Below are 18,445 nucleotides of genomic sequence, written 5' to 3' on the forward strand. Positions count from 1 at the left end.
GTCTCCTAGTATGGTCCGATGGGGGCCAGTGTCCAGCCGGGGCCGGACCGGGTCAGAGCGCCTCGCACTGCGTCTTCCAGTGCCTCGCCGACCGCCGGTGTCAGCTGTTCCGGCGGCAGCGCATAGACCCACGCGGCCAGCTGGTCGCCCACGCCCTCGCCCAGTTCCGCGACAAGGGCCTTGCTGGCCTCTGCTTCGGAAGCACCGGCCACACGCCCCTCGACAGCCTGCATGACCACCGCGGCGGCACGGTCGCAGTCGTAGTCTTCGGCAAGCGCGGGTGCGGCGGCCAGCAGCAGCGCGGCGGCAAGGAATCGGGACATATCGGTACTCCGGCAACAGACCCCGGTGATCTAGTGCCCGGCCTGCCGCGCTGCAACACCCGCAATCGCATCGGCGAATTCATGCACAGCGCCATCCGTCCGCCCCCGGCCCCGAACGCGAAACAGGGCCGGTCAAGCGGCCCTGTCCTGCGGGATCACGGCCCCGAGGCGCCACGCGGCGGCGCGATCGGAAGGCGGCTCAGTCCTGCCAGACGATCTTCGGTGCAAAGCGCGGGCGGGTGAAGCCGAAGTTGTAGAACAGCCGCGCCTCGTTCAGCCCGGGTACGGCGAAGGGCGGGTTGTATTCGGTCTCGGTCTCGACGACGATCACGCGCTCGTTGTGCAGCATGTTCGGAAGCTTCTCGTAGAGGTCCTCCAGATCCCGGTTGCCGAGCGCGTCGAAGGCGCCGCGTGTCCTGGACCATTCCGAGACATAGGTGTCATCGGTATCGTTGTAGCGCACCAGTGTCACCCGCAGCGAATAGGGGCCGTCGGAGCGGGTCAGGAACTCCATCACGTCGACCATGCCATCCAGATAGGCGTAGTCGATCGGGTCGGTCTCGCGCGACAGGGCGTCCGAGATCGTGTAGGCCGCCTTGACGTTCAGGCTCTTGTAGCGGAACGCGTCGTGCAGCGAGAAGGTCGAGGCCAGCACGGTCAGCAGAAGCGGAACCCACAGGACGGTTTCGACGGCGATGGTGCCGTCCTCGCGGCGGGCGAACCGGCCCAGACGGGATGAAATCACTCGCAGCATGGCACGTTACCTCGGTTCCTCGGACGAAGGCGGAATTCACGATCAACTGCGAATATCCGTCGTCGTCCTTGGTGAGCGCCTTTCCGAGGGCCGTGGTCGGCAGGATCGGCTTGAACTTCAGGCAGGCGCGGATGAGCATCAGCTCGTTGTCCTGCCCGGCCTCGAACGTGCGCACCGGGCGCGGCGTCTCTTCGGCGTTCTGACAGTCGGCGTCATGCGGCAGGACGTCGAAGTTGCGGGGATCGACCTGACGCATCTCCAGCCGCAGGTTGGCTTCGCAGTCGCCCATCACCGACTGGGCGCAGATCACCGCCTTCACCTCGCTGTAGGCGGGCACATGCCCGGTCGAGAGCCGGATTTCCCGCGTCGCAAGGTCGACGCCGCGCTCCAGCATGGTGTGGCGCAGGTTCAGGATGGCGATCTCGATTCCGGCGGCGAGGATCAGGAAGAAGACCGTGAAGTAGAAGGCGAATTCCACGGTGGCGTTGCCGTCTTCCTCGCGGCGGAACCGCGTGAGGTACGGGGACAGTCGGGACATCATTGGATCAACCTCAGGTTATTGATCTGGCGAGCGACAGTGTCGAATGCGTCTGAAATCTCGGAACCGTTTACCCGGAAGAAATGGCTGTCGGAGGACGCACAGCGGCGCATGTCTTCCGCCCCCGCATCGTTGGTTTCGAAGGCAATGGTGAACACGGTGACACCCCGTTCCTTCGCCAGCGCGCATTGCTTCTGAAGGTTGGAGACATTGGTCGACTTGGGGGACATCAGGTAGTAGCTTCCGCTCCCCTGCGTCTGCAGGGCCACCTCACCGTTGATCGAGGCCTTGGGGTCGTTCGGGCGATACTGCTCGGTGGTTTCGCCGTCCGTCATCAGCACCACGTATTTTTCCGTCTCCTGGTCGTGCCAGTCGATCGGGCGCCCTTCGAAGCTGGGATCGACAAGCCCGTTCGCGATCAGGTGGCTCAGCTCGTCGCGGTTCTCGGGATCGAGCAGCGCGAGGGCGTATTTCATGCCGTACTGTAGCCCGGTGCCGTCATGCATGCGCATCTGTCCGATGAAATCGACGAGGTGCTGGCGGTCCGAGGAATAATACTGCACCGCGGTATCCTCTCCGGGGCACCAGCCCCAATCCATGACGTCCTGATCGTAGGGCCAGAAGTTGAAATGCGGGATGTAGTCGTCGGACAAGGGCATCTGGGTCGTGTCGAACTCGTCGGCATAGATTTCGATGCAGGAGGACGGCATGTTGACGTTCTGCTGCTTCTTCTGCTGCCCCTGCGGGACATCGGGATCCTCCGACTGGTAGTCGGGATCGGCGGCATCCTCGGTGCCGGGGCTCGGCTCTTCGTAGACGCCGTTCCAGTGCGTGAAATCGACCTCGCCGTAGCTGTAGGTGTTGCCGGGGATCCGGCCCTTGTTCTTGGTCGGACCAAGGTCCGCTTCGGGACCGTTCTGGTCGCCCTTCACCTGAAAGTAGAGGGTCTTCTGCCGGCCACCCTTGATCGAGGCGCCGAGAAACTGGTCCTTGTCGGACAGGTCGCTGTCCCGCGAGATCAGGAAGGGCACGGCGCCAAGGAAGTCGTCCGCGTCGCGCGAGGCGCTGTCCGGGAAATCCTCGATCTTATGCGCGACATCGTAGATGCCGTCATCGTCCGTATCGAAGTACCAGACGATGTTGGAAATCGCCTGCCCCCGTGGCGAGAACTTGCCGCCCGGGATCGGGTCGCTGCCCGGGGTCGCCGTCTCGGTCGAGCCATCCGTGCACGACGGATCGGCCTGCCCCTCGTCGTAGTTCTCGGCGTTGTTGTTGCACAGGGAACCGCCGGGCGCGTCCTGATCGCCGTTGCCCCAGCCGTTGTTCTCGTTGATCTTCGGGCGCTCGCCGCGGAAGTAGTCGAACAGGATGTCGCCCGGGTTCACCGAGCCCGCAAAAGGCACCAGGTTCAGTGTCGTGACGCCGTTGCTTTCTTCCGACATCACCTTTTCGACAAAGGCCTGCGCCGCGGGGCGCATGTTGTCCATGCGCCCGTTGTTGCGCATCGAGCCCGAGATATCGAGCACCAGAGAAATCTCGACGTTGGCGATCTTCTCTTCCGCAACCGCGAAGGCGGGGGCCGTCAGAACGTCGATGCCCGACAACTTAAGGAACAGGGTGCTCATGTCGACTTTGCCCGAGGCCTCGACCGTCCGGAAGTTCAACCCGCTGTCCGTCGAGATGCTGGCAACCACATCGCCGAGGCCCGCCTTGGTCATGTAATCGGTCACGACGTCTTCGGGGGGCTGCTGCTGATCGAGGTCTAGCCGCCGCAAGAACGGCACGGTCCATGGTCGTCTGCATGGTGGCCCTGATCGCCTCGGATCGCATGAGATCCACCGAAGCCCCGGTGATCCCGAGGATCAGAACCAGCATGAAAACCGAGAAGACGGTGATGTTCCCCGCTTCGTCGCGAATGAACCCCCGCTGCTCTCTGCATTCATATGTATTGGCCATGTCATGCCCTCCGAAACGCGACACTTCCGCCGCCCACCGGGAAAGGGTTAATGCAGCAATTGGGCAGGATTGAGCGGAAATCCGCGGATAAATAAGGCGATTTGATGAAGCGGGCGCGCGCGCCGCACGCGTTGAGAAGGACGGCTGCCCGGGTCCTTGGATGAGCCTCAGGTTGTTGATCTGGCGGGCAATCGGGTCGAGGGCGTCGATACTCTCCGCCCTCGCCCCGGAAGAAGTGGCTGTCGGACGAGGCACAAAGGCGCATCCGATCCGCCGCCGCGTCACCGGTTTCGAAGGCCATGGTGAAGACGGTCAGGTCGTCGGCCAGCCCAGCCTTGGCGACGCAATCCGCGACCACATCGGCGGGCTGCTGCCCGTGATCCAGATCCGCCGCCGGAACGGCGCGATCCTGCGTTGCCTGAAGACGCACCCGCGACGCCTCGTGCCGCATGAAATCGATCGAGGCCCCGGCCAGCATCAGCGTCAGCACGGTCATGAAGGTCGGGAAGATCGTGATAGTGCCGTCTTCTGCCCCGATGAAGGGCAAGGGCCGGGCGTAGGGCCTGTTCATGGCGTCTCTCCTGTCTGGCCGCGCCCCCTGCAGCATCTCTGCGTGTCGAATGCCTTTTTCGGGTAGGATTCGGTCTGCAGGCCGGGAAGGATCGTGGCGAAACCGGGGCGAAAACCCCTGATTTTCCGAAAGTTTCCGATGTCTTGTGCGGGCTGTCGGGCGACGAAGAGCCCTTGCCCCACCCGGCGCGGCTGGGGGATGCGGCCTGTCTGGACAGGCCGGACGGGCCGGACGGGCGATCAGGCCCCACCGGCGGGGGCGCCTGTCGACCCCGACAAGGCTGTGTGAGCAGAAGAGAACCGGACTGCGGCGCACGACCCGCACCGCGCAAGAGAACGCAGGCCCGACGGCGCAGGGGAGACAGGGCAGCCCCGCCCGGCGTCAGGCCGGGCAGCGCCACCCAAGGGGCTGCCCGGCTGGAAAGGCCGGAAGGCCCCGCAGGGCAGGCAGGGCAAACCAGCCCCCCTGCCCGGCCTTCCTGAAAGCGCTACAGACCCTTGGCGCGGTAGCTGGCCGCGACCCGGTCGATCGCCACGATATAGGCGGCGGTCCGCAGGTCGGTCACGTCCTCGCGGCCATGCCAGACCGCGCGCATCGACTGGTAGGCGATGCGCATGGTGTCATCGAGGCCCGAGCGCACCAGTTCCAGCTCGTCCGCGCCCTTCAGGTATTGCGCCTTGAAGTCCGGCGTCATCGACCATGCGTCGCCAAGATGCCGGTCCAGCCGTTCCAGCTCGTTCACGATCAGCTGGTGGCGCGCTTCTTCCTGACGGCGCTGCATCCGGCCAAAGCGGATGTGGCTGAGGTTCTTGACCCACTCGAAATAGGACACCGTCACACCGCCCGCGTTGGCATACATGTCGGGGATGATCACGACGCCCTTCTGGCGCAGGATGTCATCGGCCCCGGCGGTGACGGGGCCGTTGGCGGCCTCGACGATCAGCCCGGCCTTGACGTTATGCGCATTAGTCAGGTTGATGACCCCTTCCAGCGCGGCGGGGATCAGGATGTCGCAATCCTCTTCCAGCACCTTGGCGCCCTCGGCGATGCAATTGGCCGCCGGGTAGCCGGTCACGCCGCCGTGCTTCACGATCCAGTCGCGCACCGCCTCGATGTCCAGCCCGGTCGGGCAGAACAGCGCGCCGTCGCGCTCGATGATGCCGGTGATCACGCAGCCGTCCTGCTCTGACAGGAACTTCGCCGCGTGGTAGCCGACGTTGCCGAGGCCCTGCACGATCACCCGCTTGCCCTCGAGCGAGCCGCTCAGGTTCGCGGCGGCGATGTCCTCGGGGTGGCGGAAGAACTCGCGCAGGGCGTATTGCACGCCGCGCCCCGTCGCCTCGACCCGCCCGGCGATACCCCCGGCGTTCAGCGGCTTCCCGGTCACGCAGGCGCGCGCGTTGATATCGGTGGTGTTCATCCGCGCGAACTGGTCCGCGATCCACGCCATCTCGCGTTCGCCGGTGCCCATGTCGGGCGCGGGCACGTTCTGCGACGGGTTGATCAGGTCGCGCTTGATCAGCTCGTAGGCGAAGCGCCGGGTGATCTGTTCCATCTCGTGCTCGTCCCAGTGCCCGGGGATCGACGCACAGCCCGCCCTTCGACCCGCCGAAGGGCGTTTCGACCAGCGCACATTTGTAGGTCATCAGCGCCGCCAGCGCCTCGACCTCGTCCTGGTTGACCTCCAGCGCGAAGCGGATTCCGCCCTTGACCGGCTCCATGTGTTCGGAATGGACGGACCGGTAGCCCGTGAAGGTGTGGATCTGGCCGCGCAGCCGCACGCCGAAGCGCACCGTATAGGTGGCGTTGCAGACGCGGATCTTGTTCTCCAGCCCCGGCGGCAGATCCATCAGCGCCACCGCGCGATTGTACATCAGATCGACGGACTGGCGGAATGTCGGTTCGTTCGACGGCAACACGGACATGGTGATCCTCCTTTGGAACACGTCGCCATGCTTATGGACAACTGCTGCGTCAGTTTGGCGACGTCCCGGTCAGCCTAACGTGAAACCGCGCCACGCCCCAACCCGGTTTTCGCCCGAATTCGCCGCACAACCTATGCGAAAGTGTCAAGAATTGTCCGGCCAGACGGGACAATTCCCGCCCAGCGCCCCGGATCGTTTATAAATTCATGAGCAATTTTAAGACATTACAGATCAAAGCGCCCAAATTAGGCCACGTTGGAGGGCCATCTATCGGGCTCTGAAAGGCAAGCCCCCGCCCTGTTTCGAACTCGGGGGACCGCTTGTGAGAAAGGTGCCTGATATGGCCAGAAAACAATTTATTTCATCCGCCCTGCGGAGCAGCGCGCTTGGCGGTATCGCTGCGATTGCAGGGAACCGCATCCGGCATTTCGCCGCCGACCCGTCCGGCAACATGTCCTATGTCGCCATCGCGGGCTCTCTGGTCATGCTGGTCTTCGGCGGCATCGGCGTTGACATGATGCATGCCGAGCTGAAACGGAACAAGGTACAGAACACGCTGGACCGGGCGGTGCTCGCGGCGGCGAACATCGACAACGAAATGGACCCGACCTTCGTTGTCGGCGACTATTTCCGCGCGATGAACATGGCCGACACCCTGTCCTCTGTCGAGGTGCAGCAGGGCATCAACTCGAAGCGCGTGACCGCCAGCGGCGAAACCACGATTTCCTCGAACTTCATGTCGCTGATCGGTGTCGACACGCTGGCGGCGGCGGGCCGCGCCCGGGCCGAAAACGCCGGCGCGCTCATGGAAATCTCGCTTGTTCTGGACATCTCCGGCTCCATGTCGGGGCAGAAGATCGAACAGCTCAAGACAGCCGCGAAAAGCTTTGTGGACATGGTGCTGGGCGAAGGCGGCGCCGAGTCGAACGTCACCATCTCGATCGTGCCCTACAACGCGACCGTGAACCTTGGCGACAGTTTCTCGCAGTATTTCCGCCTGGAAGGGCTGCACGACTATTCCCATTGCGCCTGGTTCAACGCGGCGGATTTCGACACCACAGAGATCGACCCGGATGCGACGCTTGGGCAGATTTCGCACTTCGACCTCTATGGCAACGGCCAGGGCGCGCCGGAGCTGTCCTCTCCGTGGTGCTACACAGGCGAGACGGCGGCGGTCGTTCCGCACAGCAGCGACCCGGGTGTTCTGAAGGCGCGTATCGATGCCTTCCAGTGCCCGGGGCAACACCGCCATCGACCTCGGGATGAAATGGGGCCTTGCCCTGCTTGATCCGACGATGCGCCCGGTGATGGAGGACATGAACCGCGACGGGCTGGTATCGGACGTGGCGGCGATCCGCCCCGCGGCCCATGACGACAACCAGACGATGAAATTCGTGATCGTCATGACGGACGGCGAGAACACCCAGCAATACGACCTGAAGGAGCACAACAAGTCCGGCCTGTCCGACGTCTGGATCGACGACCGTGGCACGCCGGATCCCGGCGATGATCGCTACTCGATCCGGCTGAACAGCAGCACCTTCTTCTGGCCGCATCTGAGCAGCTACCAGAACCCCTATCGCAGCGGCCCCTACAGCCATGTCACCGGCGGCGCTGTCAGCGTCCTTGGCGATGTGGTGACCGATCCGGGCCTTGCGACGGCCCTTGGCCGACCGCTGGCAAGCCTTGCCCCACCCGCGCCGGGCAACGCCAGCTGGGACGACGGCATCTGCGGCGACGACGCCGACGATTACAACGGCGGTGTCTGCCGCGAGCCGATCCCGCGCCGCCTGTCCAACGCCGAACTGAACTAGCCGGATCAAGACCACCGCACGCGCGAACAACTGGTACTGGCGCCTGTATCAGGACTACCGGGTCAGCTACAGCACCTACCAGAACGCCTATTACGCCTGGGAAACCAGAGTGAACGCGACCCAGGCCGACAACCGCCTCTCGACCGTCTGCGGCGCGGCCCGCAGCAACGGCGTGGTGATCTATTCCATCGGTGTCGAAGCGCCCTCGCGCGGCCTGCGGGCCATGAGCGACTGCGCGTCTTCGCCCTCTCATTACTTCGACGTCAGCGGGGACGAGCTTGAAGAGACCTTCAATTCAATCGCGACCATCCTGACCCAACTGAGGCTGACCCTATGATGCGTTTCGCCCCCACCCCGCTGCGCCGTTTCTGCCAGAGCGAAGAGGGCACCATGCTAATCCCCTTCGCCATCTGGATACCGGTTTTTGTCATGTTGATCGTCTCGTCGATCGAGCTTGGCACAGTCACCATCCGTCACACGGTGCTGGAACGGTCGCTGGACATGGCGGTGCGCGATCTGCGCATCGGCACCGGCGCCGACACCCATGACGCCCTCAGGGAAGACATCTGCGAACGCGCCTCCGTCCTGCCCGGCTGCATGACCTCCCTGCAACTGGAGATGATCCCGCTGAACATGGCGGCCTGGACCGACCCGCCCGCACGCGCCGACTGCGTCGACAAGTCCGAGCCCTTCACCCCGCAGCGCAATTTCATCCATGGCGGCGGCGGCGCGGTGATGATGGTGCGGGCCTGCTACAAGTTCCGCCCGGTCACGCCGATTTCCGGCTTCAACGCCCAGGTGGCCAAGGATGACGACGGCTATACCGGCATCGTGTCGACCGCGGCCTTCGTCACAGAACCGAGCTGAGGAGAGCCCCCATGTTCAAGCGCCTGCTTCCCCTGCTTCCCCGCGCGCGGCTGCGTGCCTTCGGCAAGGACACCCGCGGTTACGTGACCGTCGAGGCGATGATCGTCCTGCCCGCCCTGCTCTGGCTGTTTGGCGTCGGCTGGGTCTACTTCGACGTCTTCCGCCAGCAAAGCGTCAACCAGAAGGCCAATTACACCATCGGCGACATGCTCTCGCGCCAGACCGACCCGGTCGACGACAGCTACATCGACAGCGCGTTCAACCTGCTCAAGCTGCTGAACAAGGCCGCGGAGCCGGACAGCTCGATGCGGGTGAGCGTGGTGCAATACCGCGCGGACGGCGACAACTGGCGGGTTCAATGGTCCGAGGCGCGCGGCGGCGGTTCGGCATTGGGCACGGCAGACCTGACCGGTTACGCCGAGCGCCTGCCGGTCGTCAGCGATGCGGCCCAGCTGATCCTCGTGGAAACATGGGATGAGTATGCGCCCGTCTTCCAGGTCGGCCTTGGGGACTTCACGATCAAGACCTATTCCTTCACCGCGCCGCGCTATGCGCCCCAGCTGGTCTGGGCAAGCGGCGCGGAGGAAAGCGCCTGAGGCAAGGGCGTTCGGGACGCGCCCGGCGCGGTCACTCCGACGCCCGTCGGCAGGGCGACAGGCCCCGTCCCGCAAGCGCGGCGGGGGCTTCGCGGCCCCGCGACCGGGACCGGCGGTTCAGCGCGGCGCCTTGCCGTCGCGCTCCAGCACCTTCATCGTCAGGATATCGGCCAGCGGCTTGGTCTGCGAGGCGGCGGTGACGCCGCCGATTGCCACGCGGCGCCCCAGCCGCCACCACAGCCCCGGGCGCCAAACCCGCCGCCCCGGCGTCTTGAGCAGGATCACGAAGCCGTTCGACGGCTTCAGGGCAAAGGTGCCGCGATCGACCTTGTCGATATCCGCGATCAGCGCGACCTCGGTGCCGTCGCTGTCGATCAGCCCCTTCTCCGTCAGGATCAGCGCATGGGCCGTGCTTTTCCACATCAGATGCCCCAGCGCCAGGCTGGCCACGCCACAGCCGACAAGGAAAGCCTGCCAGAGGAGGTCCGCGGGCGGCATGGCGAAGGCCATGTACAGAAACAGCCCGCCCAGCCCGGCCAGCGCCCCCACCCCGATCACGCGCCGCGAGGGCGAGGTCGTCAGGCGGGTCAGTTCTTCGGTATCCATGCGTGGGGGCCCTCTGGTCGGAATACTCGCCGGTGCATAGCCCGAGGCCGCGGGCGGTTGCAAAAGATTTCCCGCATGACACCGGTTGCGGAGCCTGCCGAAATGCCGGACACTGACCGGCACCACCCTGCCATCGGTCACGCCCGCCTTCGCCCGACCCGTCTCTCTGATCCCCTGCCCCCGCCCGCGCAGCCAGTCCGGACCGCGCCCGCGACAATGCCCCACCCGCTGTGGCACAGTAGGGTGGGCCGGGGCGGCGGCCGGAGGATCGGGGCGCCCTGCCCCAGCGTCCACAGGAGGATCGCATGCCCGCCCGCACCATCGACACGCCCACCGGGCCCTTCGAGATCGCCGAGGAAGATGGCGCCATCACGCGGGCGACATGGCAGGGGGCGGCGCGCGCGCGGAAAGCCCCCTGCTTGCCGAGGCCGAGGCACAGATCACCGCGTACTTCGAGGGCGCGCGGACCCGCTTCGACCTGCCGCTGCGGGTGGTGGCGGGGCCGTTTCAGCGCCGCGTCTGCGCCGAGATCGCGGCGATTCCCCATGGCGAGACGCGGACCTACGGCGAGATTGCCGCGCGGCTCGGCAAACCGGCGCAGGCGGTGGGACGCGGCTGCGGCGGAAACCCGATCCCGCTTCTGATTCCCTGTCACCGCGTCCTTGGCGCAACCGGGCTGGGCGGATTCTCGGGCGGTATGGGGGTGGAGACGAAAGTCTGGCTGTTGCGGCACGAAGGCGCCGCCGGGCTTCTGATCTAGGCGCGGAGGGGGCTCTGCCCCCGCCTTCGGCCCCCCGAGGGTATTTGGGGGACCAGAGAAGAGCCGGAGGGGTAGGACCCTGGCCGGTCGCCCCGCCCGCTGGCCCGGGGAAGCCCGATGCGGTCGGGCCGTGCCATCAGGCGCCGCCGGGCGCCTTGGGGGGCGGGATCAGTCCCGGCGCGGGTCGCGCGGGTAGACGCCGAGGATGTCCAGCATGTCGGTGAAGTAGTCGAGTTCTTCCAGCGCGCGGGCCACGGCGGGGTCCTCGGGGTGGCCCTCGATGTCGGCGTAGAACTGCGTGGCGGTGAAGGACCCGCCGACCATGTAGCTTTCGAGCTTGGTCATGTTGACGCCATTGGTGGCGAAACCGCCCATCGCCTTGTAGAGCGCCGCCGGAATGTTGCGCACCTGAAAGACGAAGGTCGTCATCATGCCGTGGTCGCCGCGCTTTGCGAAGTTCGGCTCTGGCGCCATCAGCAGGAAGCGCGTGGTGTTGTGGGCGTGGTCCTCGATGTGGCGGGCCAGCAGGTGCAGCCCGTGGATTTCTGCCGCGAGGTCGGACGCCAGCACGCCCTGATCGCGGGCGCCCGAGGCGGCGAGTTCCGCGGCGGCCCCGGCGCTGTCGGCGGCAGCCTCGCCCCGGATGCCGTATTGGTCGAGGAAGGCCCGGGCCTGCGGAATCAGCACCGGGTGGGCGCGCACCTTGCGCAGTTCCTCGATCTGCACCCCGGGCAGCGCCATCAGGCTGATATGCACGCGCACGAAGGCCTCGCCCACGATCCGCAAGCCGCTTTCCGGCAGCAGGCGGTGGATATCCGCGACGCGCCCGTAGGTGGTGTTTTCCACCGGCAGCATGGCAAGGTCGGCCCGGCCCTCGCGCACCGCGCGGATTCCGTCCTCGAAGGAGCGGCAGGGCAGCACATCCGAGCCGGGGCGGGATTCCACGCAGGCCTGATGCGAATAGGAACCCAGCTCTCCTCGGAAGGCGATCCTCTCGGCCATGGCGTCTTTCCTGTCGTTCCGGCCCGGTCGGGCGATTGGTCGCGGCTTCTATACCTTGCGACAGGCGAAGGAAAGCCGTAGATACCCGCCCGACAGTAGCTATACAGCGAACAGGGCCCCTTCATGTTTGACACCATGACCACCACCAAGATCGTAGGCGGCGTCTGCGGCACCTTCCTGATCTACCTCATGAGCAAGTGGGCGGTCGAAGAGCTGTATCACGTGGGCTCGGACGGTCACGGCGAAGAGCATGCCTCTGCCTATGTCATCGAGGTGGCCGAGGGCGGTGCAGAGCCCGAGGAAGAAGTTCCCTTCGAAGAGATCTTCGCCGCCGCCGATGCCGGCGCGGGCGAACGCGTCTTCGGCAAGTGCAAGGCCTGCCACAAGCTGGACGGCACCAATGCCACCGGCCCGCATCTCGACGGCGTCGTGAACCGCGCCATCGGCTCGGTCGACGGCTTCGGCTATTCGGGCGCGCTTCAGCAGGTCGGCGACAGCTGGTCGCCGGAGAACCTGAACGCCTTCCTCGCCGATCCGCGCGGCACCGCCTCTGGCACCACCATGAGCTTCAACGGCCTGCCCAAGGTCGAGGATCGCGCCAACGTCATCGCCTATATCCAGAGCATCGGCGGCTGAGACCGACGCAGGTCAGGAAACAGGGGCCGCTCCCATTCGGGGGCGGCCCTTTTTGCTTTATGCGGGGCGCGATCACGCTCATTTCATAGGGCCGTGCTCGCAATCTCACCTTGAATGTGGTCAAGGGCTGCACTTAGCTTAAAATCAACCAAAAATACGTGACATGGACGTGGCGCCACGCGCCGTTCGCCCAAAAGGGAGACGCCGATGACCATCCGACAGAGCAGCCCCCCGGCCCGCCCGACCGCACGCGCGCAGACCCTGGCCCGGCAGCGGCCCGACCTGCGGCCCTGGATGGGCGGGGCGCTGCTGATCGGGGCGGCCCTGCTGGCGGGCGCGGCCTTCGCGCAGGACGAAGAGGTCACCCAGGCGCATGGCTATTCCTACTTCGGCGAGCTGAAATATCCGGCGGATTACCAGCATTTCGACTTCGTGAACCCGGATGCGCCGAAGGGCGGCGCGCTGGTCGTGGCGGGCACGGGCACCTTCGACAGCCTCAACCCCTATACGGTCAAGGGGCGCGCCGGCGCGCTGACCACGGTGCAATACGACAGCCTGATCGAGTCAACCGAGGACGCGGTGGGCGAGTATTACTGCATCCTCTGCACCTCTCTGGAGTATCCCGAAAGCCGCGACTGGGTGATCTTTCACCTGCGCGAGGACGCGACCTTCTGGACCGGCGAACCGGTGACGGCGCATGACGTGGTCTATAGCCACAAGCTGTTCATCACCGAGGGCCTGCCCTCTTACGCCGCCGCAGTGTCAGAGATGGTCACCGGCGCCGAGGCGCTGGACGATTACACCGTCAAGTTCACCTTCAATCCCGAGATGTCCAAGCGGTCGCGGATCGAGACCGTCGGCGCGGCGCCGGTGTTCAGCAAGGTCTGGTTCGAGGAGGACCGCGAGAACCGGCGGCTGGACGCGCCCCGGCTGGAGGTTGCGGTGGGCTCCGGCCCCTACAAGCTGGACAGCTACGAGATCAACCGGCGCATCACCTATGTGCGGCGCGACGACTACTGGGGCAAGGACCTGCCCTTCAACAGGGGCCGCTACAACTACGACCAGATCCGGATCGAGTATTTCTCGGACCAGACCGCCGCCTTCGAGGCCTTCAAGGCGGGTGAATACTATTTCACCGTCGAAGGCGACCCGAAGCAATGGGCCACCGCCTACAGCTTTCCGAAGATCGACCAGGGCGTTGTCGTCAAAGAGGAAATCCCGGACGGCAGCCCGCCGAACCCGACCGGCTTCGTCTTCAACCTGGGCAAGGAAAAGCTGCAGGACAAGCGTGTGCGCGAGGCGATCGCGCTGGCCTTCAACTTCGAATGGACAAACGAGTCGCTGCTGTTCGGACTGTACACGCAGCGGTCTTCCTTCGTGGAAGGCACGCATATCACCGCCGAGGGTGTCCCCGAGGGCGAGGAACTGGCCTTCCTGCAGGGCCTCGGTGAGGTTGTCCCCGACGAAATCTTTTCGGAGCCGGCCCGCCAGAGCCACAGCTCGGACGCTGCGCGGCTGGGGGACCGGGGCAACCTGCGCAAGGCCTCGCGGCTGCTCAGCGATGCAGGCTGGGACGTGGGCGCGGACGGCATCCGCCGCAACGTGGCCGGGCAAAGACTGACGCTGACCTTCCTGATCCCGTCGAACATCGAATCCTCTGTCGAGGGCATGCATGAGACCTTCGTGCAGAACCTCCAGCAGATCGGTGTCGCGGCCTCGGTCGAAAAGGTCGATCCGGCGCAATACACCAACCGCCGCCGCGACCGCGATTACGACATGCTCTATTCCACCCGCTACTCGACCTTCCTGTCGACGGGCGGCGGTCTCAGCCAGATGTACGGCTCGAAAGAGGCTGCCTTCAGCCTCTTCAACCCCGCCGGTCTTGCCAGCCCGCTGGTGGATGCGATCATCGCCGCCTCTTTCGAGGCGCAAAGCCAGGACGAGACGGATGTGGCCCTCAAGGCGCTGGACCGGGCCATGCGGCACGAGTTCTTCGTGATCCCCACGGGCTATATCGCGGACTACTGGGTGGCCTATTACGACATGTACGAATACCCCGAGACCCTGCCGCCCTACGACCTTGGCTACCTGTCGTTCTGGTGGGTCAACCCCGAGAAGGAACAGGCACTGCGGGACGCGGGTCAGATCGACTGACATGGGCGCCTATATCCTTCGCAGACTGCTGCTGATCATCCCCACGCTGCTGGGGATCATGATCGTCAACTTCACGCTGGTGCAATTCGTGCCCGGCGGCCCCATCGAACAGATCATCGCCCAGGTCGAAGGCCGGGGCGATGTCACCGGCGGGTTCACCGGCGGTGGCGGCGGGGCCGAGCTGCCCGGAGACAGCGACTCCGGCTATGCCGGGGCGCGCGGCCTGCCGCCGGAGTTCATCGAAGAGCTCGAGAAAGAATTCGGCTTCGACAAGCCGCCGCTCGAACGCTTTCTGAACATGATGTGGAAATACATGCGCTTCGACTTCGGCGAGAGCTACTTCCGCTCGATCTCGGTGGTCGATCTGGTGCTGGAAAAGATGCCGGTCTCGATCTCGCTGGGGCTGTGGTCGACGCTGATCGCCTACATGGTCTCTATCCCGCTGGGCATCCGCAAGGCGGTCAAGGACGGATCGGCCTTCGACTCTTGGACCTCGGGGCTGATCATCGCCGCCTATTCGATCCCCGGCTTCCTCTTTGCCATCCTGCTGCTGGTGCTCTTCGCGGGCGGCAGCTACTGGCAGATCTTCCCGCTTCGGGGGCTGACCTCGGACAATTGGCACCAGCTGGGCTTCTTCGCCAAGATCGCCGACTACTTCTGGCACATCGCGCTGCCGGTCCTGGCCTCGACCATCGCGGCCTTTGCCACGCTGACGCTGCTGACCAAGAACAGCTTCCTCGACGAGATCAAGAAGCAATACGTGATGACCGCCCGCGCCAAGGGCCTGTCGGAGCGCGGCGTGCTGTATGGCCACGTCTTCCGCAACGCCATGCTGATCGTGATCGCGGGCCTGCCGGGCGTCTTCATCGGCGTCTTCTTCGGCGGCTCGATCATCATCGAGACGATTTTCTCGCTCGACGGTCTGGGCCGGCTCGGGTTCGAGGCGGCGGTGGCGCGGGATTATCCGGTGATCTTCGGCACGCTCTTCGCCTTCGGCCTGATCGGCCTGCTGATGGGGATCATCTCGGACCTGATGTACGTGCTGGTCGACCCCCGGATCGACTTCGAAAAGCGGGAGGGATGACATGAGCACCGATCCCAACCTGCCGACCCCCGAGGACCACCCCAAAGCGGCGGAGCCCCTGCCCGGCGCCACCGTGGCGCCCAAGCCGCCGCGCGGGCGCTTTGGCCTGTCGCCGCTGAACCAGCGGCGCTGGCGGAACTTCAAGAAGAACCGCCGCGCGCTGTGGTCGCTGTGGATCTTCTCGTTCCTCTTCGGGCTGTCGCTCTTCGCCGAGTTCATTGCCAACGACAAACCCATCGTCGTCAGCTATCGCGGCGAAACCTACATGCCGATCTTCAACTTCTACCCCGAGACGACCTTCGGCGGCGACTTCCGCACCGAGGCGCAATACCGCGACCCAGAGGTGCAGTGCCTGATCGTCACCGGCGGACTAGAGGACTGTTTCGACGACCCCGAGGGGCTGATCGTGCAGGCCGATCAGGGCACCGTCGTCAGCGACGATTTCCAGAAGGGCTGGATGCTCTGGCCGCTGATCCCCTACAGCTACAAGACGCCGGTCGAACGCCCCGGCGCGGCGCCGCTGCCGCCCAACGTGGTATCCTTCGGCGCGCATGAGGGCGGCTTTCACTACGGTCTGCTGCCCGCGGCACAGCGCGGCGACAACCTGCTGGGCACCGACGACACCAAGCGCGACGTGATGGCGCGGATCATCTACGGCTTCCGCCTGTCGATCCTCTACACGCTGATCGTGACCACCGCCGCCTCGGTACTGGGCATCATCGCGGGCGCGCTGCAGGGCTATTTCGGCGGCTGGCTGGACCTGATCTTCCAGCGCTTCATCGAGATCTGGAGCGCGACGCCCGGCCTTTACATCATCATCATCATGTTCGCGATCTTCGGGCGAAGTTTCTGGCTTCTGGTCATATTGGCGGTGGTCTTCGGCTGGACCGGCCTTGTCGGCGTGGTGCGGGCGGAGTTTCTGCGCGCACGCAACCTTGAATATGTCCGCGCGGCAAAAGCGCTTGGCGTGTCGAACTGGACAATCATGTTCCGCCACATGCTGCCCAACGCCATGGTGGCCACGCTGACCTTCCTGCCCTTCATCATCACCGGCACCATCGGCGGGCTGGCGACGCTGGACTACCTCGGCTACGGCCTGCCCTCCGACGCGCCCTCGCTGGGGGAACTGACGCTTCAGGCGAAACAGAACCTGCAGGCGCCCTGGCTGGCCTTCACCTCTTTCACGGTTTTCGCCGTGATGCTGTCCCTGCTCGTCTTCATCTTCGAAGGTGTTCGGGATGCCTTCGACCCCAGAAAGACCTTCTCATGAGCGCCGTCCTTCAGGTGAACAACCTGCGTGTCAGCTTCACGCAGGACGGCGCAACCACGCAGGCGGTCAAGGGCGTCAGCTTTGACGTGGGACGGGGCGAGACCGTGGCGCTTGTCGGCGAAAGCGGTTCTGGCAAGTCGGTGACGGCGCTGTCGACGGTATCGCTGCTGGGCGAGTCCGCGCATGTCGAGGGCTCGGTGCTCTACGAGGGGCAAGAGATGATCGGCGCCGATGACGCGCGCCTGCGGGCCGTGCGCGGCAACGACATCAGCTTCATCTTCCAGGAACCGATGACCTCGCTGAACCCGCTGCACACGCTGGAAAAGCAGATTGCCGAAAGCCTAGAACTGCACCGCGGGCTGAAGGGCGACGAAGCGCGCAAGCGGATCGTCGAGCTGCTGACCCGCGTCGGCATCCGCGACCCGGAAAGCCGCCTGTCGGCCTATCCGCACCAGTTGTCGGGCGGGCAGCGGCAGCGGGTGATGATCGCCATGGCGCTGGCCAATGGCCCGGACCTGCTGATCGCGGACGAACCCACGACGGCCTTGGACGTGACGATCCAGGCGCAGATCCTCGAACTGCTGGCGGAACTGAAACAGTCCGAGAACCTCTCGCTGCTGTTCATCACCCACGATCTTGGCATCGTCCGGCGGATCGCCGACCGGGTCTGCGTGATGAAGGATGGCGAGATCGTCGAGCAGGGCCCGACGAAAGAGATCTTCGACAACCCGCAGCACCCCTACACCATCAAGCTGCTCTCCGCCGAAAGCACCGGCACCCCCGACCCGGTCGAACCGGACGCCGAGGAAATCGCCCGCACCGACAAGCTGAAGATCTGGTTCCCGATCCAGCGCGGGCTGATGAAGCGCACGGTGGGCTACGTCAAGGCGGTCAACGAGGCCTCTATCGCCGTGCGCGCGGGCGAGACGGTGGGCATCGTCGGCGAAAGCGGGTCCGGCAAGACCACGCTGGCGCTGGCGATCATGCGGCTGATCGGATCGGAGGGCGGCATCACCTATCGCGGCGAGGATGTCCGCAAGTGGTCCACCCGCGAATTGCGGCGCCTGCGCTCCGAGATGCAGATCGTCTTTCAGGACCCCTACGGCTCGCTCAGCCCGCGCATGACCTGCGAGCAGATCATCGCCGAAGGGATGCAGGTGCACGGCGCGCCGGACAACCGCCCGCACCGCGAACATGTGGCCGAGGTCATGACAGAGGTCGGGCTGAACCCCACCACCATGCACCGCTACCCGCATGAATTCAGCGGCGGGCAGCGCCAGCGCATCGCCATCGCGCGCGCCATGGTGCTGCGGCCCCGGCTGGTGGTGCTGGACGAACCGACCAGCGCGCTGGACATGACGGTGCAGGTGCAGATCGTGGAACTTCTGCGCGACCTTCAGCGCAAGTACGACCTTGCATACCTCTTCATCAGCCACGACCTGAAGGTCGTGCGCGCCATGTCCCACAAGGTCATCGTGATGAAGCAGGGCGACGTGGTTGAATACGGCGCGGCCTCCGAGGTCTTCGATACGCCACGCACCGAGTATACGCAGACGCTGCTGGCCGCCGCGCTGGACAAGGCGCGCTGA

Annotated in this window: 17 protein-coding genes and 3 pseudogenes; 11 read left to right on the plus strand and 9 right to left on the minus strand. The window is 65.2% G+C overall.

The window, feature by feature from the left end; genetic code table 11:
- Window positions 1–5: 5 nt before the first annotated feature.
- From ABFB10_RS04265 to ABFB10_RS04290, 7 genes and pseudogenes are all read right to left on the minus strand, one after another.
- Window positions 6–323: a hypothetical protein gene (locus tag ABFB10_RS04265; protein WP_347165550.1), complete on the minus strand. Its 318-nt coding sequence runs from the start codon at window positions 321–323 to the stop codon at window positions 6–8.
- A gap of 199 nt (window positions 324–522) precedes the next feature.
- A complete protein-coding gene (locus ABFB10_RS04270; RefSeq protein WP_347165551.1) occupies window positions 523–1,077 on the minus strand; it encodes a TadE/TadG family type IV pilus assembly protein in 555 nt (184 codons plus the stop codon).
- A gap of 373 nt (window positions 1,078–1,450) precedes the next feature.
- Window positions 1,451–1,618 (minus strand): annotated as a pseudogene (locus tag ABFB10_RS04275) (TadE/TadG family type IV pilus assembly protein); the annotation flags it as partial.
- Window positions 1,615–3,390 (minus strand): hypothetical protein, encoded by a 1,776-nt coding sequence (locus tag ABFB10_RS04280; protein ID WP_347165552.1) that lies wholly within the window; start codon window positions 3,388–3,390, stop codon window positions 1,615–1,617. The pseudogene ABFB10_RS04275 and the gene ABFB10_RS04280, both read right to left, overlap by 4 nt.
- A 46-nt stretch (window positions 3,391–3,436) precedes the next feature.
- Window positions 3,437–3,571 (minus strand): annotated as a pseudogene (locus ABFB10_RS23980) (TadE/TadG family type IV pilus assembly protein); the annotation flags it as partial.
- Between the two features lies 1 nt (window position 3,572).
- Window positions 3,573–4,142: a Tad domain-containing protein gene (locus ABFB10_RS04285; protein WP_347165553.1), complete on the minus strand. Its 570-nt coding sequence runs from the start codon at window positions 4,140–4,142 to the stop codon at window positions 3,573–3,575.
- A gap of 487 nt (window positions 4,143–4,629) precedes the next feature.
- Window positions 4,630–6,067, minus strand: a pseudogene (locus ABFB10_RS04290) (Glu/Leu/Phe/Val family dehydrogenase).
- A 340-nt stretch (window positions 6,068–6,407) separates the two neighbouring features.
- Between ABFB10_RS04290 and ABFB10_RS04295 the strand changes: the two are divergent.
- From ABFB10_RS04295 to ABFB10_RS04315, 5 genes are all read left to right on the plus strand, one after another.
- Window positions 6,408–7,355 carry a pilus assembly protein TadG-related protein gene (locus tag ABFB10_RS04295; protein ID WP_347165554.1) on the plus strand — a complete coding sequence of 316 codons (948 nt, stop codon included), beginning with the start codon at window positions 6,408–6,410 and terminating at the stop codon, window positions 7,353–7,355.
- The gene (locus tag ABFB10_RS04300) at window positions 7,288–7,881 is read left to right on the plus strand and encodes a hypothetical protein (RefSeq protein WP_347165555.1); all 594 of its coding nucleotides are present in this window, start codon (window positions 7,288–7,290) and stop codon (window positions 7,879–7,881) included. Before ABFB10_RS04295 ends, ABFB10_RS04300 begins: the two co-directional genes overlap by 68 nt.
- A gap of 109 nt (window positions 7,882–7,990) precedes the next feature.
- Entirely contained in the window at window positions 7,991–8,218 is a 228-nt protein-coding gene (locus ABFB10_RS04305) for a hypothetical protein (RefSeq protein ID WP_347165556.1), read from the plus strand.
- Complete coding sequence (locus tag ABFB10_RS04310) at window positions 8,215–8,748, plus strand: TadE/TadG family type IV pilus assembly protein (protein WP_347165557.1); 534 nt, start codon at window positions 8,215–8,217, stop codon at window positions 8,746–8,748. Before ABFB10_RS04305 ends, ABFB10_RS04310 begins: the two co-directional genes overlap by 4 nt.
- A gap of 11 nt (window positions 8,749–8,759) precedes the next feature.
- Window positions 8,760–9,344: a TadE/TadG family type IV pilus assembly protein gene (locus tag ABFB10_RS04315; RefSeq protein WP_347165558.1), complete on the plus strand. Its 585-nt coding sequence runs from the start codon at window positions 8,760–8,762 to the stop codon at window positions 9,342–9,344.
- Between the two features lie 117 nt (window positions 9,345–9,461).
- Here ABFB10_RS04315 and ABFB10_RS04320 read toward each other — a convergent pair whose 3' ends face one another.
- Window positions 9,462–9,950: a hypothetical protein gene (locus ABFB10_RS04320; protein WP_347165559.1), complete on the minus strand. Its 489-nt coding sequence runs from the start codon at window positions 9,948–9,950 to the stop codon at window positions 9,462–9,464.
- 382 nt (window positions 9,951–10,332) lie between these two features.
- Between ABFB10_RS04320 and ABFB10_RS04325 the strand changes: the two genes are divergently transcribed.
- Window positions 10,333–10,710 (plus strand): methylated-DNA--[protein]-cysteine S-methyltransferase, encoded by a 378-nt coding sequence (locus tag ABFB10_RS04325; RefSeq protein WP_347165560.1) that lies wholly within the window; start codon window positions 10,333–10,335, stop codon window positions 10,708–10,710.
- Between the two features lie 168 nt (window positions 10,711–10,878).
- Here the strand turns inward: ABFB10_RS04325 and ABFB10_RS04330 are convergent, their stop codons facing one another.
- Window positions 10,879–11,712 (minus strand): prephenate dehydratase, encoded by an 834-nt coding sequence (locus ABFB10_RS04330; RefSeq protein WP_347165561.1) that lies wholly within the window; start codon window positions 11,710–11,712, stop codon window positions 10,879–10,881.
- 123 nt (window positions 11,713–11,835) lie between these two features.
- On the opposite strand from ABFB10_RS04330, the gene ABFB10_RS04335 reads away from it, so the two are divergent.
- The 5 genes from ABFB10_RS04335 (at window position 11,836) to ABFB10_RS04355 (ending at window position 18,445) form a co-directional block, all read left to right on the plus strand.
- On the plus strand, window positions 11,836–12,348 hold the full coding sequence (locus tag ABFB10_RS04335) for a c-type cytochrome (RefSeq protein WP_347165562.1): 513 nt from the start codon (window positions 11,836–11,838) through the stop codon (window positions 12,346–12,348).
- 207 nt (window positions 12,349–12,555) lie between these two features.
- Window positions 12,556–14,502 (plus strand): extracellular solute-binding protein, encoded by a 1,947-nt coding sequence (locus tag ABFB10_RS04340; protein ID WP_347165563.1) that lies wholly within the window; start codon window positions 12,556–12,558, stop codon window positions 14,500–14,502.
- A gap of 1 nt (window position 14,503) precedes the next feature.
- Complete coding sequence (locus tag ABFB10_RS04345; protein ID WP_347165564.1) at window positions 14,504–15,586, plus strand: microcin C ABC transporter permease YejB; 1,083 nt, start codon at window positions 14,504–14,506, stop codon at window positions 15,584–15,586.
- 1 nt (window position 15,587) lies between these two features.
- Window positions 15,588–16,856 (plus strand): ABC transporter permease, encoded by a 1,269-nt coding sequence (locus ABFB10_RS04350; protein ID WP_347165565.1) that lies wholly within the window; start codon window positions 15,588–15,590, stop codon window positions 16,854–16,856.
- Window positions 16,853–18,445: an ABC transporter ATP-binding protein gene (locus tag ABFB10_RS04355; protein WP_347165566.1), complete on the plus strand. Its 1,593-nt coding sequence runs from the start codon at window positions 16,853–16,855 to the stop codon at window positions 18,443–18,445. Before ABFB10_RS04350 ends, ABFB10_RS04355 begins: the two co-directional genes overlap by 4 nt.

The sequence above is a fragment of the Ponticoccus litoralis genome (assembly GCF_039769985.1).
Classification (GTDB): domain Bacteria; phylum Pseudomonadota; class Alphaproteobacteria; order Rhodobacterales; family Rhodobacteraceae; genus Ponticoccus; species Ponticoccus litoralis.